At 67.5% G+C, this 17,024-nt stretch carries 11 protein-coding genes, 2 rRNA genes and 1 pseudogene; 6 read left to right on the top strand and 8 right to left on the bottom strand.

Going from position 1 to position 17,024, the window contains the following annotated elements; genetic code table 11:
* Positions 1–436: 436 nt before the first annotated feature.
* The 4 genes from C0R66_RS11600 to C0R66_RS11585 all read left to right on the top strand — a co-directional run bounded on the left by C0R66_RS11600 (position 437) and on the right by C0R66_RS11585 (position 5,731).
* Positions 437–3,550: ribosomal RNA gene (locus tag C0R66_RS11600) — 23S ribosomal RNA — on the top strand.
* Positions 3,551–3,746: 196 nt separating this feature from the next.
* Positions 3,747–3,863 (top strand): 5S ribosomal RNA (gene rrf / locus C0R66_RS11595).
* A gap of 510 nt (positions 3,864–4,373) precedes the next feature.
* Positions 4,374–5,033 carry a hypothetical protein gene (locus tag C0R66_RS19520; protein WP_240311670.1) on the top strand — a complete coding sequence of 220 codons (660 nt, stop codon included), beginning with the start codon at positions 4,374–4,376 and terminating at the stop codon, positions 5,031–5,033.
* A 155-nt stretch (positions 5,034–5,188) separates the two neighbouring features.
* Entirely contained in the window at positions 5,189–5,731 is a 543-nt protein-coding gene (locus C0R66_RS11585; RefSeq protein WP_101524819.1) for a DUF3145 domain-containing protein, read from the top strand.
* Between the two features lie 128 nt (positions 5,732–5,859).
* On the opposite strand, the gene C0R66_RS11580 is transcribed toward C0R66_RS11585, so the two are convergent.
* From C0R66_RS11580 to C0R66_RS11555, 7 genes and pseudogenes are all read right to left on the bottom strand, one after another.
* Complete coding sequence (locus C0R66_RS11580) at positions 5,860–7,260, bottom strand: acyl-CoA carboxylase subunit beta (protein ID WP_199286653.1); 1,401 nt, start codon at positions 7,258–7,260, stop codon at positions 5,860–5,862.
* Between the two features lie 80 nt (positions 7,261–7,340).
* Entirely contained in the window at positions 7,341–8,591 is a 1,251-nt protein-coding gene (gene fabF / locus C0R66_RS11575) for a beta-ketoacyl-ACP synthase II (protein WP_101524818.1), read from the bottom strand.
* A gap of 73 nt (positions 8,592–8,664) precedes the next feature.
* Positions 8,665–8,910, bottom strand: coding sequence for an acyl carrier protein (locus C0R66_RS11570; RefSeq protein ID WP_101524817.1), 246 nt, complete (start codon positions 8,908–8,910; stop codon positions 8,665–8,667).
* A gap of 77 nt (positions 8,911–8,987) precedes the next feature.
* A complete protein-coding gene (locus C0R66_RS11565; protein WP_420818780.1) occupies positions 8,988–9,992 on the bottom strand; it encodes a beta-ketoacyl-ACP synthase III in 1,005 nt (334 codons plus the stop codon).
* Between the two features lie 5 nt (positions 9,993–9,997).
* Positions 9,998–10,219, bottom strand: a complete 222-nt coding sequence (locus C0R66_RS19515; protein ID WP_241901421.1) for a biotin/lipoyl-binding protein — start codon at positions 10,217–10,219, stop codon at positions 9,998–10,000.
* A gap of 161 nt (positions 10,220–10,380) precedes the next feature.
* A pseudogene (locus C0R66_RS11560) lies at positions 10,381–11,178 on the bottom strand (ACP S-malonyltransferase); the annotation flags it as partial.
* Positions 11,179–11,274: 96 nt separating this feature from the next.
* Entirely contained in the window at positions 11,275–12,471 is a 1,197-nt protein-coding gene (locus tag C0R66_RS11555; RefSeq protein WP_240311671.1) for a PucR family transcriptional regulator, read from the bottom strand.
* Positions 12,472–12,595: 124 nt separating this feature from the next.
* Here C0R66_RS11555 and C0R66_RS11550 point away from each other — a divergent pair, with 124 nt between their 5' ends.
* Complete coding sequence (locus tag C0R66_RS11550; protein ID WP_101524815.1) at positions 12,596–13,582, top strand: alpha/beta fold hydrolase; 987 nt, start codon at positions 12,596–12,598, stop codon at positions 13,580–13,582.
* A gap of 5 nt (positions 13,583–13,587) precedes the next feature.
* Here C0R66_RS11550 and aceE read toward each other — a convergent pair whose 3' ends face one another.
* Complete coding sequence (gene aceE / locus C0R66_RS11545; protein WP_199286652.1) at positions 13,588–16,353, bottom strand: pyruvate dehydrogenase (acetyl-transferring), homodimeric type; 2,766 nt, start codon at positions 16,351–16,353, stop codon at positions 13,588–13,590.
* A gap of 197 nt (positions 16,354–16,550) precedes the next feature.
* On the opposite strand from aceE, the gene C0R66_RS11540 reads away from it, so the two are divergent.
* Complete coding sequence (locus C0R66_RS11540) at positions 16,551–16,928, top strand: DUF3052 domain-containing protein (protein WP_240311672.1); 378 nt, start codon at positions 16,551–16,553, stop codon at positions 16,926–16,928.
* Positions 16,929–17,024: the final 96 nt, after the last annotated feature.

Genomic DNA, 17,024 nt, shown 5'->3' with positions numbered 1-17,024 from the left:
CACCGTTCGTGTGGGGGCGCATGGTGGTGTTCACTAGTGGAATCGTCGATGAAGGTCTGCCCGTTGGGGCTGGTCGTCCTCAGTACTGTTCCTGCTGGGTGCCTTTCGGGGTGCTTGGTGGGGGCGTGGAACGTGGGTGGCTGGTGTTGGTGGGTGGGTTTGACACACTGTTGGGTCCTGAGGGATCAGATGAGAGTCTGGTTTCCTTGGTGTTCCTCCCTTTGCCCGTGCCCGGACGTGAGTCGGGGTGTGGGGGTTGGTGGGGTTGTTGTTTGAGATCTGGATAGTGGACGCGAGCATCTGATGCCCGCCTGGTTCTTTTGAGAACTTATTGGTGGGTGTCTTGTGTGATTTTTATGAGAATGACTGCTCGTGCGCTTTGATTGGGTGCGCGGGTGGTTGTGGTCTTTGTAGTTGAGTTGTTTTGACGTTGTTGAGACAAGCTATGAAGGGCACACGGTGGATGCCTTGGCACCAAGAGCCGATGAAGGACGTAGGAGCCTGCGATAAGCCCCGGGGAGTTGGCAACCGAGCTGTGATCCGGGGGTGTCCGAATGGGGAAACCCAGCTGGAGTCATGTCCAGTTACCCTCACCTGAACACATAGGGTGAGTGGAGGGAACGTGGGGAAGTGAAACATCTCAGTACCCACAGGAAGAGAAAACAACAGTGATTCCGAGAGTAGTGGCGAGCGAAATCGGATGAGGCCAAACCATGGCTGTGTGATACCCGGCAGGGGTTGCAGTCATGGGGTTGTGGGGCCGTTCAACCTTATCTGCCGGTGAGGTACAGAGTAAGAAACTCATGGTGAAGTCGAAGCCCATTGGAAAGTGGGGCCGTAGAGGGTGATAGCCCCGTAGACGTAAGCGATGAGCTCTGGAGCGTGACCCCAAGTAACACGGAACCCCTGAAATTCCGTGTGAATCTGGCGGGACCACCCGTTAAGCCTAAATACTCCTTGGTGACCGATAGCGGACAAGTACCGTGAGGGAAAGGTGAAAAGTACCCCTGGCGGGGAGTGAAATAGTACCTGAAACCGTGTGCCTACAATCCGTCGGAGCGATCCCTTGTGGGTTGTGACGGCGTGCCTTTTGAAGAATGAGCCTGCGAGTTTGCGTTGTGTTGCGAGGTTAACCCGTGTGGGGTAGCCGTAGCGAAAGCGAGTCCGAATAGGGCTACTTAGTAGCACGATCAAGACCCGAAGCGGAGTGATCTATCCATGGGCAGGTTGAAGCGCGGGTAAGACCGCGTGGAGGACCGAACCCACTTAGGTTGAAAACTGAGGGGATGACCTGTGGATAGGGGTGAAAGGCCAATCAAACTCCGTGATAGCTGGTTCTCCCCGAAATGCATTTAGGTGCAGCGTCGCGTGTTTCTTGCCGGAGGTAGAGCACTGGATAGCTAATGGGCCCTACAAGGTTACTGACGTTAGCCAAACTCCGAATGCCGGTAAGTGAGAGCGCGGCAGTGAGACTGCGGGGGATAAGCTCCGTAGTCGAGAGGGAAACAGCCCAGACCATCAGCTAAGGCCCCTAAGCGGTGACTAAGTGGAAAAGGATGTGGAGTCGCATTGACAACCAGGAGGTTGGCTTGGAAGCAGCCACCCTTGAAAGAGTGCGTAATAGCTCACTGGTCAAGTGATTCCGCGCCGACAATGTAGCGGGGCTCAAGTCATCCGCCGAAGCTATGGCATTCACATATATAACTCAGCCTTCGTGGTTCAGGTGTGTGGATGGGTAGGGGAGCGTCGTGTCGCGAGTGAAGCAGCGGAGTGATCCAGTTGTGGACGCGACACGAGTGAGAATGCAGGCATGAGTAGCGAATGAAGAGCGAGAAACTCTTCCGCCGAATGATCAAGGGTTCCAGGGTCAAGCTAATCTGCCCTGGGTAAGTCGGGACCTAAGGCGAGGCCGACAGGCGTAGTCGATGGACAACGGGTTGATATTCCCGTACCGGCAAAATAGCGCCCATGACGAACCCGGTGATGCTAACCATCCGAAACCATGTTGACCGGACCCTTCGGGGCGAGGCGATGTGGCAGAGCGTGGGACCCGAACTGGTAGTAGTCAAGCGATGGGGTGACGCAGGAAGGCAGTCCAACCGTGGCGATGGTAGTCCACGGCTAAGGGTGTAGGACTGGTGGTAGGCAAATCCGCCACCTGTATGTCTGAGACCTGATGGGGACCCCGTATGGGGGAAGTGGATGATCCTATGCTGTCGAGAAAAACCTCTAGCGAGCTATGCGCCGCCCGTACCCCAAACCGACTCAGGTGATCAGGTAGAGAATACTAAGGCGATCGAGATAACCATGGTTAAGGAACTCGGCAAAATGCCCCCGTAACTTCGGGAGAAGGGGGGCCGGATCCGTGATTCACCTTGCGTGATGAAGCGGTGATGGCCGCAGAGACCAGGCCCAAGCGACTGTTTACTAAAAACACAGGTCCGTGCGAAGTTGTAAGACGATGTATACGGACTGACTCCTGCCCGGTGCTGGAAGGTTAAGGGGACCGGTTAGAGGAACTTGTTCCTCGAAGCTGAGAACTTAAGCCCCAGTAAACGGCGGTGGTAACTATAACCATCCTAAGGTAGCGAAATTCCTTGTCGGGTAAGTTCCGACCTGCACGAATGGAGTAACGACTTGGGCGCTGTCTCAACCGTGGACTCGGCGAAATTGCACTACGAGTAAAGATGCTCGTTACGCGCGGCAGGACGGAAAGACCCCGGGACCTTTACTATAGTTTGGTATTGGTGTTTGGTTCGGCTTGTGTAGGATAGGTGGGAGACTGTGAACCGATCACGCCAGTGGTTGGGGAGTCATCGTTGAAATACCACTCTGGTCGTACTAGATGTCTAACCTAGGTCCGTAATCCGGATCAGGGACAGTGCCTGATGGGTAGTTTAACTGGGGCGGTTGCCTCCTAAAGAGTAACGGAGGCGCTCAAAGGTTCCCTCAGCCTGGTTGGCAATCAGGTGGCGAGTGTAAGTGCACAAGGGAGCTTGACTGTGAGACAGACATGTCGAGCAGGGACGAAAGTCGGAACTAGTGATCCGGCGCCAGCATGTGGAAGCGGCGTCGCTCAACGGATAAAAGGTACCCCGGGGATAACAGGCTGATCTTCCCCAAGAGTCCATATCGACGGGATGGTTTGGCACCTCGATGTCGGCTCGTCGCATCCTGGGGCTGGAGTAGGTCCCAAGGGTTGGGCTGTTCGCCCATTAAAGCGGCACGCGAGCTGGGTTTAGAACGTCGTGAGACAGTTCGGTCCCTATCCGCCGCGCGCGCAGGAAACTTGAGAAAGGCTGTCCCTAGTACGAGAGGACCGGGATGGACGAACCTCTGGTGTGCCAGTTGTCCCGCCAGGGGCACGGCTGGTTAGCTACGTTCGGAAGTGATAACCGCTGAATGCATCTAAGCGGGAAGCACGTTTCAAGATGAGGTTTCCCACCACGTAAGTGGGTAAGGCCCCCAGCAGAACACTGGGTTGATAGGCCGGAGGTGTACAGCAGTAATGCCTAGCCGACCGGTACTAATAGGCCGAGGGCTTGTCCCAACATCGTACATAACCACTCACACTACGAGTTGAACAAGACCATTCATGCGCACACGTAATGCCCGCGTCCACTAACCAGTTCCCAACCAACAAACCCATCCAAGGGTTTGAACAGGTTGTGACAACTGAACAACGAACACCAACCAAGACTTGGTCCACACCCCTGCAACAACTCGGGTGTGTCGACCACAAGAGTTACGGCGGCCATAGCGAAAGGGAAACACCCGGTCCCATCCCGAACCCGGAAGTTAAGCCTTTCAGCGCCGATGGTACTGCAACCGAGAGGCTGTGGGAGAGTAGGACGCCGCCGGACATACACTCCGCAGAGGCCACCCATTAGGGTGGCCTCTGCGCCATTTGGTCGATGCTCACTGCATCTGACCTGCGAACGACGAAGAACAAGAAGGTGGATCTCGTGGCCGAGGAACGTCGTAGCCAGCGCCCCGCGCGCGGTTCGAGTACCGGCGGCAAGCCGCCGGCCCGTGGAGGCAAGCCCGCCGGTCGTGGCGGCACTCCCTCATCCGGTGGCAGGTCTGACGAGCGCTCAGGCAGCAAGCCTCCCGCTCGCGGCGGTGCCAGGCCGGACTCCCGTGGCGGCAAGCCCGAGAGTCGCGGTGGCAAGCCCGACTCGCGTGGCGGGAAGCCTGAGAGCCGCAGCTCCAGGCCTGACTCCCGTGGCGGCAAGCCGGACTCTCGCGGAGGCCGTTCGGCCCCTCGTGGCGGTCGGGACGGGCGTGGGTCCGACTCGCGCCCGGAGTTTCGCCGTGACCGTGAGGAGCGTGCTCCCCGCACCACCGACCAGGCCGAGTACGACGGTCCGCCGTTGCCCGAGGACATCACCGGGGCCGAGCTCGACCGTTCCGTCACCGCCCAGCTCAAGGGGCTGCCGGAGAAGCTCGCAGCACGTGTGGCCCGACACCTCGCGGCCGCCGGATCACTGATCGACGAGGACCCCGAGACCGCCTACCAGCACTGTCTCGCGGCTCGCGCCCGGGCGTCTCGCCTGGCCGTCGTACGCGAGGCGACGGGGGAGACGGCGTACGCCGCGGGGCACTACGCCGAGGCGCTGGCCGAGCTGCGTGCCGCCAAGCGGATGAACGGTGCCACGGAGTACCTGCCGATCATGGCGGACTGCCACCGTGCCCTGGGTCAGCCCGAGCAGGCACTCAAGCTCGCCAAGTCGCCCTCGGTGGCGAACTTCGCCCCCGAGGCCAAGGCCGAGATGACCCTGGTCGAGTCCGGGGCCCGGCGTGACATGGGTCAGCTCGACGCGGCCCTGCGCACGCTCGAGCTCGCCCCCCTGCTGTCGAAGAGCCGAGCGCACTGGGTGGTGCGGCTGCGCTACGCCTACGCGGACACGCTGGAGTTCGCCGGCCGGGAGAGTGACGCGCTGGCGTGGTTCCACCGGGCGCATGCCATCGACTCCGACGAGATCACCGACGCCGCCGAGCGTGCCGATGCGCTCGAGCGTCGCTTGGGCTAGGCGCAGTTGGTCGTGGCGATCGGCGTGTCGCCACGACCAACGCTGGCAAAGTGACCATTCATCAGTCACAATTGCTTCACAAACCACATACGTGTCACTTGCACCATCGTTCCTATTGTTCGAGACCGCTGGGGAAGGCGTAGCTCGCGCCGGGAATGAAGGAGGTCACGGTGACCACACGCACTGCACCCCGCCCGAACGGACCTGGGACCCGGGGGATTCTGTTCGTGCACTCAACGCCGTCCGCGTTGTGCCCACACATCGAGTGGGCCGTCGGGGGCGTGCTTGGCGTTGTCGTGAACCTGGACTGGATCCCACAGCCCGCTCAGCCCGGCACGTACCGTGCCGAGCTGTCGTGGTCCGGCGCTGCGGGGTCGGCTGCCGCAGTGGCGTCTGCCCTGCGTGGCTGGAACCACCTGCGCTTCGAGATCACCGAGGAGCCGACTGCCTCCACGGAGGGAGCGCGCTACTCGTTCACCCCCGAGCTCGGCGTCTTCCACGCCGTGACCGGTCTGCACGGGGACATCATGATTCCCGAGGATCGGCTCAAGGCTGCCGTCGTCAAGGCCGCTCTGGGTGAGACCACCATGCTGCTGGAGATCGACAAGCTGCTGGGCAAGCCCTGGGACGACGAGCTGGAGTCATTCCGGCACGCCGGCGACGGCGCTCCGGTCCGGTGGCTGCACCAAGTCGTCTGACCTGGACCACCGCGTAGGGGCAGAGCACCCCCGACGTCGAAAGCCCGCCTCCCGAGTCCCGGGAGGCGGGCTTGACGTCGTTCCTGGCCGGTGCCGTCACCGTCGTGCAGCACGGTGACCGCCGGCCGTCAGAGCGGGATGTTGCCGTGGTTCCCGCGTCGGACGCCGGCCGCTGAGACCTCGCGCTCCAGGGCCTCCGCGATGGCGGTGCGGGTCCGGGACGGCTCGACCACCTCGTCGACCACCCCGATCTCCACGGCCCGCTCCACGCCGCCGGCGATCGTCTCGTGCTCGGCTGCCAGCTCGGCCTCCACGCGCGGTCGGATCTCCACCGACACCTCTGCCAGCTTGCGTCGGTGCAGGACGCGCACGGCGGCCACGGAGCCCATGACAGCCACCTCCGCCCCCGGCCAGGCCAGGACCCGGGTGGCGCCCAGCGAGCGGGCGTTCATGGCGATGTAGGCGCCGCCGTAGCTCTTCCGCGTCACCAGGGTCACCCGGGGGACCACGCACTCGGCGAACGCGTGCAGCAGCTTGGCGCCCCGGCGTACCACGCCGTCCCACTCCTGGCCCACGCCCGGCAGGTATCCCGGGACGTCCACCAGCACGATCAGAGGCACACCGAACGCGTCGCACATCCGGACGAACCGCGACGCCTTCTCCGCGGAGAGGGAGTCCAGGCAGCCTCCGAGCCGCAGCGGGTTGTTGGCCACCACGCCCACCGTGCGACCGCCGAAGCGCCCCAGGGTCGTGACGATGTTGGGCGCCCAGCGCGCGTGGAGCTCCTGGGCAGTGCCCTCGTCCAGGACCGCCTCCACCAAGGGGTGAACGTCGTAGGCGCGCTTGCGCGACTCCGGCAGCAGGGCAGCCAGGTCCACGTCGGCCACGGCGTGCTTCTCCAGCATGCCCTGGGTGCCGAGGAGGTGGGTCATGCCCCGAGCGCGCTCCAGGGCCTCGGTCTCGGAGTCGGTGAGGATGTGCACGACGCCCGAGCGGCGCCCGTGCGGCTCGGGCCCGCCGAGGCGCAGCATGTCGACGTCCTCCCCGGTGACCGAGCGGACCACGTCCGGCCCGGTCACGAAGATCCGTCCCTCGGGTCCGAGGATCACCACGTCGGTCAGCGCGGGTCCGTAGGCCGCGCCCCCGGCGGCCGGGCCCAGCACCACCGAGACCTGCGGGATCTTGCCGGAGGCCTGGGTCATGGCGTGGAAGATGCGCCCGACCGCGTGCAGGGACAGGACGCCCTCGGCCAGTCTCGCCCCGCCCGAGTGCCACAGGCCAATGATCGGCACCCCGTCGGCGAGGGCGCGGTGATACGCGTCGACGACGACCCGGCACCCGACGTCCCCCATGGCGCCACCCATCACGGTGGCGTCGGAGCAGAACGCCACAGCCGGGGATCCGTGGACCCGACCGACGGCGGCCAGCATGCCGGAGTCGTCGTCGGCGCTGATGAACGTGGTGGTGCCCTCGTCGAACAGGGCGGTGAGCCGGTGGCCCGGATGGCGCGGGTCCTGCGCGCGCGGCACCTTGGTGGCGTTCCTGGCCGTTCCCTGCCCAGCGGTGCCTTGCTCCGCAGTGGCCGGGGGTGCCTCTCCGGGCACCGGGGTCACTGGTCGCCTCCAGCGGTGCCGAAGGCCACGGCCACGTTGGCGCCGCCGAAGCCGAAGGAGTTGTTCAGCGCCGCGATCTGGCCGGTCGGCAGCGCTCGAGGGGCGGTGGGGATGTCGAGGTCCACGCGTTCGTCCTTGTCGTCCAGGTTGATCGTCGGCGGGCTCATGCGCTCGTGCAGGGCCAGCACGGTCGCCACCGCCTCCAGGGCTCCGGCGCCGCCGAGCAGGTGGCCGGTCATGGACTTGGTGCTGGTCACGACGCACTCGGTGACCGCCGAGCCCAGCACGGTGTGCAGCATCAGCCCCTCGGCAACGTCGCCGAGCGGGGTGGACGTGGCGTGGGCGTTCACGTGCTTGACGTCGGAGGGGGAGATCTCCGCGGCCTCGATGGCCTGGCGGATGGCGCGAGTGCCGCCCCGTCCCTCAGGGTCGGGCTGTGCGATGTCGTGGGCGTCGTTGCTGATGCCGGCTCCCAGGGCGTAGGCATAGACGCGGGCGCCGCGCGCTCTGGCGTGCTCCTCGGACTCCAGGACCAGTACGCCGGAGCCCTCGCCGAGCACGAAGCCGTCACGTCCGTTGTCCCAGGGACGGGACACCTTCGTGGGATCGGCAGTGCTCTTGGAGAGCGCCATCATGTTGGCGAAGGCCGCCATCGGCAGCGGGTGGATGGCCGCCTCGGTGCCGCCGGCCAGGACTACGTCGGCGCGGCCGAGCCGGATCAGGTCGATCGCCATGGAGATCGCCTCGTTGCCCGAGGCACACGCGGAGGTGGGCGCGTGCACTGCTGCCCGGGCGCCGAACGCCAGGGAGACGTTGGCTGCCGGAGCGTTGGGCATCAGCATCGGGACCGCCAGTGGCGAGACCCGCCGGGGGCCCCGGTCGCGCAGTGCGTCGTAGTTGTCCAGCAGGGTCGTGACACCGCCGATGCCGGACGCGATCGCCACGCCCAGCCGCTCGGGCTCCGGGGGAGCGGCGTCGAGGCCGGAGTCCGCCCAGGCCTCCCGCGCCGCGATCATCGCGAACTGGGCGGATCGGTCCAGGCGTCGTGCCTTGACCCGGTCCAGCACCTCGGAGGGCTCGACGGCTACCCGACCGGCGATCTTGACCGGCATCTCCTGGGCCCAGTCGTCCTCGAGCGGGCGGATGCCGGACTGACCGGCCAGCATGGCCTGCCAGGTGGTGGGCACGTCACCGCCCAGGGGGCTGGTGGTGCCCAGGCCGGTGACGACGACGCGACGCAAGGTCATGGTTCAGCGTTCCGTTCGGTAGAGGGGAGGTGGGGGTGGGCCGGTGGTGTGGTGCACCACCGGCCCAGGTGGGTCAGACCAGCGCGCGCTCGATGAACGCGACGGCGTCGCCGACCGTCTTGAGGTTCTTGACCTCGTCGTCGGGGATCGAGACCCCGAACTTCTCCTCCGCGGCGACGACCACCTCCACCATGGAAAGTGAGTCGACGTCGAGGTCGTCGACGAACGACTTGTCGAGCTGGACGTCGTCGTTCTCGATGCCTGCGACCTCGTTGACGATCTCGGCGAGGTCGGAGCGGATCTCTTCGGTGGTGGCCATGTGCTTCCTTCTCTTGGTGGGTTTGCTGGGTCGAACTGTGGGTGGTGAGGGCTGGAGCTCTTGGTGCCGACGCGAGGTCAGGGCACGACGACGACCTGTGCGGCGTAGGTGAGACCGGCGCCGAAGGCGATGAGCAGGGCCAGGTCGCCGGAGCGAGCCTCCCCCTCCTCGATCATCCGGGCCAGGGCCATGGGGACCGACGCGGCCGAGGTGTTGCCCTGCTCGGCGACGTCCCGGGCGATCCGGACCCGTTCGGGGAGCTTCATCGCGCGCGCCATGGCGTCGATGATGCGCATGTTGGCCTGGTGAGGCACGAAGACATCCAGGTCGTCGATGCTGATCCCCGCGCGGTCGATGGCCTGCTGCGCCATCTTGGCCATCGTGAAGGAGGCCCACCGGAACACGGCGCTGCCCTGCATCGTCAGGTGCGGCATGACGCCACTGCCCGGGGTGAGCGCGGTGCCGACGACGTCGCGCCAGTCCTCACGCTGGCGGATCAGGTCGAACTGCTCGCCGTCCGAGCCCCAGACCACGGGCCCGATGCCGGGGGTGTTGCTGGGTCCGACCACCGCCGCACCCGCGCCGTCGGCGAAGATGAAGGCGGTTCCGCGGTCCTCCAGGTCGGTGAGGTCGCTGAGCCGTTCCACGCCGACCACCAGCACGTGGGAGGCGGTCCCTCCGCGGACCAGGTCGGAGGCGAGGGCGATGCCGTGGCAGAAGCCGGCGCAGGCGGCGGAGATGTCGAAGGCCGCGGCCTGCTGGGTGCCGATCTCGTGCGCGATGGCGGTGGCCACGGCCGGGGTCTGCAGCAGGTGGCTGATGGTCGCGACGACGACGCAGTCGATCTGCTCCGGTGCGATCCCGGCCCTCTCCAGTGCCTGTCGCGAGGCCGCCACCCCCATCGCCTGGACCGTCTCCTCGGGCGAGGCGAACCGACGCTGCCGGATGCCGGAGCGCTGCTGGATCCACTCGTCGCTGGAGTCGATTGCCGCCACCAGCTCGGAGTTCGACACCACCCGAGCCGGACGGTAGGCACCCAGACCGAGGATCCGGGCATGCGGTGCGCCGGTGAGCGCGGTCAGGGGCATCAGGAGGACTCCGGGTGCAGGCGCAGCAGCGGCTGGCCCGGTGACACCAGGTCGCCGTCCTCGACGAGCCACTCGACGACCTGACCGCCGTGCGCCGCCGCCACGGGCAGCCGGTCCCGCAGGCTGGCCACGTCACCGATGATGCTGCCCGCGGCCAGGGCGGTCGCGCCGGCGGCCTCCCGGGACTGGTGGAAGGTGCCCTTGACGGGGGCCACCACCATCCGCCACGTGGGGGAGAGATCGATGGGGAAGGCTCCCCGTGCCGCTCCACGAAGGCCCGGGCCTCGTCCAGCTGCTCGGGGGTCTTGAGGGCGAACGTCTCGACGCCCTTCAGGGCTCGCTTGGCGATGCCGGTCAGGGTGCCCGCGGGAGGCATCTCCAAGATGCCGGTGACACCCAGGTCGGTCATGGTGTCCAGGCACAGGTCCCACCGGACGGGGTGGGCGATCTGGCCCACGATGCGGGCCAGCACCTCGCGGCCGTCGTGGACCACGTTGCCGTCCCGGTTGGAGATCACCCGGGTGCGCGGGTCGTGGGTGGACACCGAACGGGCCAGTCCTGCGAGGTGGCTCACCGCAGGCGCCATGTGCGAGGTGTGGAAGGCGCCCGCGACGCTGAGCGGCATCAGACGTGCCTTCGCCGGCGGTGCCTGCGCCAGCGCGGCGAGCTGCTCCGTGGTGCCCGCGGCCACGAGCTGGCCCGGACCGTTGTCGTTGGCCGCGGTCAGGCCGAGGGACTGCAGCGTCGCCAGCACCTCCTCGCGGTCGCCACCGAGGACTGCGGTCATCCCGGTCGGGCGCACCGCGGCCGCGTCCGCCATCGCCCGGCCCCGCTCCCGCACCAGCACCATGGCCTGCTCTGCGGTCATGACGCGGGCGCCCGCCGCCGCGGTCAGCTCCCCGACGCTGTGGCCCGCGACCGCGCCGATGCGCCGGAACGCGTCGGACGGGTGGGGGAAGAGCTCCAGGGCGGCGACCAGGCCGGTGGCCACGAGCAACGGCTGAGCGATCTGGGTGTCCCGGATCGTCTCGGCGTCCGAGAGCGTCCCGTGACGCACGAGGTCAAGTCCCGCCACGGTGGAGAGCCACTCGAAGCGGGCGCGGAAGACCGGGTCCTCGATCCAGGGAGCGAGGAATCCGGGGGACTGGGCCCCTTGGCCGGGGGCGACGATGACGAGCACGCCAACCACTGTGCCCGTTCGCGGCGAGCATCTCTGCTCGGGCTAGCACGAAAGATCAGCGGACAATTTTGTGGGGTTCCCACAAAGTCGCGCCCCTCAACGCCCTGACTGGCGTCCCAGCACGAGGGCGATCTGCAGAGTGAACGCCTCCCGCGGCGCCGTGGGGCTCAACCCGGTGAGGTCGGCGATCTGGCGCAGCCGGTACCGCACGGTGTTGGGGTGCACGAACAGCACCCGCGCGGCCCCCTCGGTCGAGGAGCCCTGGTCCAGGTAGACCGCCAGCGTCTCGGCCAGGCCCTTGGCGGCGCACAGCGGGAGGTAGACCTCCTCCACCAGGTGTCGGCGGGCATGGCCGTCCCCGGCCAGCGCCCGTTCGGGCAACAGCTCCTCGCTCGTCACCGGACGGGGGGCGCTCGGCCACCCCGAGGCAGCGCGCTGGGCCGAGAGGGCGGCGCGGGCGGAGATGTGGGCGAACTCCAGTCCGGCGGTCACCGGACCCACGACGACGGGTCCGGCACCGAACATGGAGACGATGCGGGTCGCCGCCGCACGCGCGTCCCGGACCCCGCCCAGCACGACCACCAGGCGGTCGCCCTGGGTGGCGCACAGTGCGTCCATGCCGGCGGCCCGGGCCAGTCGGCGTACCTCCTCGAAAGCGTCGTTGTCGGTGCGCGCGAGCGGGACGGGACCCAGCACCACCGCGACGTCGCCGTGGATCCCCCAGCCGAGGGCACTGGCCCGCGAGAGCAGCGCCTCGTCGGGCTCGGCGCGGATCACCGCGTCCACCACCAGGGCCTCCAGGCGAGCGTCCCAGGCTCCGCGCGACTCCGCCGCCCGCGCGTAGACCTCGGCGGTGGCGAACGCGACCTCGCGGGCGTAGCGCATGACGGCCTGGTGGACGGCGGGGGAGTCGGCGGGGGACAGCAGCGCGTCGATGTTCGACTCCACGACGTCGATGCTGAGCCGGATCAGCTCGACCGTCTGCTGCAGGTTGATGACACCCGCCAGCTCCCGAGGCGCGGCCCCGAAGACGATCGTGGCCAGCGCGTGCCCTGCCGGGCCCTGCTCGTGCGGAGCGGGCGCGGCGCCCAGCCAGTCGACGAAGCCCTTGATGCCGGCCTGGACGATCAGGCCCACCCACGACCGGTCAGCCGCACTGAGCTCGCGGAACCAGGGCATCTCCGACTCCATGCGCGCCATGGCACCGGTGCTCAGGGCTCCGGAGGCGCGGGACAGCGAGGTCACCACGCGCTCGCGGTCCGCGAGAGGGTCCGAGCCTGCGCCGTGGGTCACACGTGGAGGCTAGTCGACGCTCCGGCCACGTTTCGAGCGGGTTACGAGGCCTGGTGAGGCTACGAGGGCGGCGTCGTTGCCTGGTTGAATCCGATCACAAGTCGCCATCGGAAGGTGCCGCACCATGACCAGCGCGTACGAAGTCTCCTACGTCGAGCTCCACGGGCACCGGCGTGCCTACGTGATGATGGGCTCCGGTCCCGCGCTCCTGCTGCTGCACGGCCTGGGCTGCGACCACCGGACGTGGCTGCCTGTCCTGGAGTCCCTCGCCACGTCGTACACGGTGATAGCACCCGACCTGCTGGGACACGGGGCCTCGGACAAGCCGCGCGCGGACTACAGCCTGGGCGGCTACGCCAACGGGATGCGGGACCTGCTCACCGTGCTGGGGGTGGAGAAGGTGACCGTCGTCGGGCACAGCTTCGGCGGCGGCGTCGCGATGCAGTTCGCCTACCAGTACCCCGAGCGGACCGAGCGGATCGTGCTGGTCGCCTCGGGCGGTCTCGGCCCCGAGGTCACGCCGGTGATCCGCGCCATCACTCTCCCGGGGTTCCACCAGGTGATGGGGGCGCTCACCCTCCCCGGGGTCCGACACGCCTCGGGGACCTTCCTGCGGCTGCTGTCGAGCACGGGGCTGCCGCGGACCCGGGACCTCGACGAGGTGGCCGCGGTCTACGAGTCCTTCGCCGACAGCCGGGCGCGCACGGCCACCCGGCACGTGGTGCGGGCGGTCGTGGACCTGAAGGGGCAGGTGGTGACCATGGCGGACCGGGCCTACCTGACCAGCCAGGTGCCGATGTGCGTGGTCTGGGGACGGGACGACCACGTGATCCCGGTGAGGCACGCGGCCAACGCCGGAGTCCTGGCGCCCAGCGCCCGGGTCGAGGTGCTGGACGACTGCGGGCACTTCCCGCACAAGGACCATCCCGAGCGGTTCGTGCAGATCGTGGACGACTTCATGCGCACCACCCCCGCGCGCCCGCACTCCCGCAGCCAGTGGCGACGGGTGCTGAAGGCAGGTGCCGCCCGGCCGCCTCTGCAGGTGGAGGCGGGCCGGGCCCCGATCAACCCGGTCGCCCCGGTGCCCCACGTGCGGGACACCGGGGCCTGAGCGGGTCAGGCGTCCCCGCCCTCCTGGGGCACGTCGGCGACGGCCGTCGGGTCGTCGATCCGGTACTGCCGGGCCGCCTCGACCACCTTGTCCACACCGATCTCGCCGGCGTCGGCCAGGGCCTGCAGGGCCTGGACCACCACCGACTCCGCGTCGACCTGGAAGAACCGTCGAGCCGCCGGACGGGTGTCGGCGAACCCGAAGCCGTCGGTCCCCAGCACCCGGTAGTCGGCAGGCACCCAGCGGGCGATCTGCAGCGGGACCGCGCTCATGTAGTCCGACACCGCGACCACCGGGCCGCGGGCGCCCTGCAGCTTGTCGGTGACGTACGCCGTACGGCGCGGCTCGCCGGGGTTCAACAGGTTCCACTGCTCGGCCGAGACGCCGTCGCGGGCCAGCTCGTTCCACGAGGTGACCGACCAGGTGTCCGCGGCGACTCCCCAGTCCTCGCGCAGCAGCGCAGCGGCCTTGTCGATCCAGGGCCAGCCGACGCCGGAGGCCAGCAGCTGTACCCGCGGGCCGTCGCCCTCGGCGACCCCGACCCGGTGGATGCCGCGCAGGATCCCCTCGGTGTCGACGTCCTCGGGCTCCGCGGGCTGGGAGATCGGCTCGTTGTAGACGGTCAGGTAGAAGATCACGTTCTCTGCCTCGGCGCCGTACATCCGGTGCAGCCCCGACTCCATGATGTGGGCGACCTCGTAGGCCAGCGCGGGGTCGTAGTGCACGACCGCGGGGTTGCTCGCGGCCAGCAGCGGCGAGTGCCCGTCGGCGTGCTGCAGGCCCTCGCCCGTCAGCGTCGTGCGACCCGCCGTGGCGCCGATCAGGAAGCCGCGGGCCAGCTGGTCGGCCATCGCCCAGATCGAGTCGCCGGTGCGCTGGAAGCCGAACATCGAGTAGAAGATGTAGAACGGGATCATGTGCTCGCCGTGCGTGGAGTACGCCGAGCCGGCGGCGGTGGCCGAGGCCATGGCACCGGCCTCGGAGATGCCCTCGTGCAGCATCTGACCGGACTGGGACTCCTTGTAGGCCAGCAGCAGCTTGCGGTCCACTGAGTCGTACTGCTGACCGCCGGGGTTGTAGACCTTGGCGCTCGGGAACATCGAGTCCATCCCGAAGGTCCGGTACTCGTCGGGGGCGATCGGGACGATCCGGTTGCCGATGTCGGGGTGCTTCATCCAGTCGCGCAGCTGGCGCACCACGGCCATCGTGGTGGCGACCTGGTTCTTCCCCGAGCCCTGCTTCAGATCGGCGTAGGCCTCCTTGCCGGGCAGGGCGAGCGGCTTGGCCCGGTCCACCCGGCGGGGGATGGCCCCACCGAGGGCCTTGCGGCGCTCGAGCATGTACTCGATCTCCGGCGAGTCCTTGCCGGGGTGGAAGAACGGTGCGCCCCCCGTGCGGTCGTAGGACTCCTCGAGGTCGCGGTCGCTGATCGGCAGGTAGAGCCGGTCGCGGTACTTCTTCAGGTCCGCGGGGGTGAGCTTCTTCATCTGGTGCGTGGCGTTCTTGCCCTCCAGCGCGTCGATCGTCCAGCCCTTGATGGTGTGGGCCAGGATCACGGTGGGCTGCCCGACGTGCTTGCTGGCCGCGTCGAAGGCGGCGTACACCTTGCGGTAGTCGTGACCGCCGCGGGACAGCTTCTCGATCTGCTGGTCGCTCATGTGCTCCACCAGCTTGCGCAGCCTGGGATCCACTCCGAAGAAGTGGTCGCGGACGTAGGCGCCGCCCTCGGAGTGGTAGGTCTGGAACTGGCCGTCCGGGATGGTGTTCATCCGGTTGACCAGCACGCCGTCGACGTCGCGCGCCAGCAGCGGGTCCCAGTCCCGACCCCAGATGACCTTGATGACGTTCCACCCGGCGCCGCGGAAGTTGGCCTCCAGCTCCTGGATGATCTTGCCGTTGCCGGTGACGGGTCCGTCGAGCTGCTGGAGGTTGCAGTTGATGACCCAGGTGAGGTTGTCGAGCTCCTCGCGGGCCGCGACCCGGATGGCGCCCAGCGACTCCGGCTCGGCCATCTCGCCGTCGCCCAGGAAGGCCCAGACGTGCTGCTGCTCGGTGTCCTTGATGCCGCGGTTCTGCAGGTAGCGGTTGAAGCGGGCCTGGTAGATCGAGTTGATGCCCGTGAGCCCCATGGACACCGTCGGGAACTCCCAGAAGTCCGACATCAGCCGCGGGTGCGGGTACGACGGCAGGCCGGCGCCGGGACCGTGCTGGACCTCCTGGCGGAAGCGGTAGAGCTGTTCCTGGGTCAACCGGCCCTCGAGGAAGGCGCGCGCGTAGATGCCGGGGGAGGCGTGACCCTGGATGTACACCTGGTCGCCGCCACCGGGGTGGTCCTTGCCGCGGAAGAAGTGGTTGAAGCCGACCTCGTAGAGGCTGGCCGCGGACTGGTATGTGGCGATGTGTCCGCCGACCTCGAGCCCCTTGCGGTTGGCGCTGGAGACCATGACCGCGGCGTTCCAGCGGATGAACGCCCGGATCCGGCGCTCGGTCTCCTCGTCACCGGGGAACCAGGGCTCGCGCTCGGGCGGAATCGTGTTGATGTAGTCGGTCGAGCGCAGGGCCGGGACCCCCACCTGCTTCTCCCGGGACCGCTCCAGCAGCCTCAGCATCAGGTAACGGGCGCGCTCTCGCCCCTTCTCGTCCAGCATGGCGTCGAAGCTGGCCAACCACTCCGCCGTCTCGTCGGGATCGATGTCCGGCAGCTGGGTGGGAAGCCCCTCGTGGATCACGGACGGCAGGTGCTGACGTTCGGTGCTCTTCTGGTCGCTCACAACAGCATCGTTGCACGCGTGAAGGCGCCGGAAAATCTACCCACCGGTACGTGGGGTTGCGCTCGAGCCCATACTCCGCTGGACTACTCCCCACTCCGCACACTGGCGGGGTGAACCGGGTGACGAAGGAGAGTTCGTTGAGTGCGAGCGTGGGCGGACAGTCCACCCAAGGAACGGGCGGCAGCCCTGCAACACGGTTGGGACTCACGTCCGGCCTGGTGGTGCAGGAGCTCGGCTGGGACAACGACACCGACGACGACCTGCGGATCGCCATCGAGGACTGCATCGATGCCGACATGGTCGACGGGGACTACGGCAACGTCGTGGACGCCGTGCTGCTGTGGTGGCGCTCGGAGGACGGAGACCTCGTCGACGGCCTCGTGGACGCCAAGACCGACCTCGTCGGCGGAGGCGCGATCTGGCTCCTCACCCCCAAGGTGGGACGACCCAACAGTGTCGCCGCCACCGACATCGCCGAGGCCGCGCCGATCGCGGGCCTGGCCCAGACCACGACGGCCGCAGTCAGCAAGGACTGGCAAGCCACTCGCCTGGTCACGCCCAAGACGCCCGCCTGACGCCGGCCTCCGAGTGGGGTCGGCCGAGCCCCGAGGACCCCATTGAGCATCGCCAAGACCCTGTCCGTACTCACGCGTGCCGGTGTCGTGCGGCCC

The sequence above is a fragment of the Nocardioides houyundeii genome (assembly GCF_002865585.1).
GTDB classification, from domain to species: domain Bacteria; phylum Actinomycetota; class Actinomycetes; order Propionibacteriales; family Nocardioidaceae; genus Nocardioides; species Nocardioides houyundeii.
The sequence above is the reverse complement of the archived record's forward strand: the minus strand, read 5'-3'. Positions and strand labels throughout refer to the sequence as shown.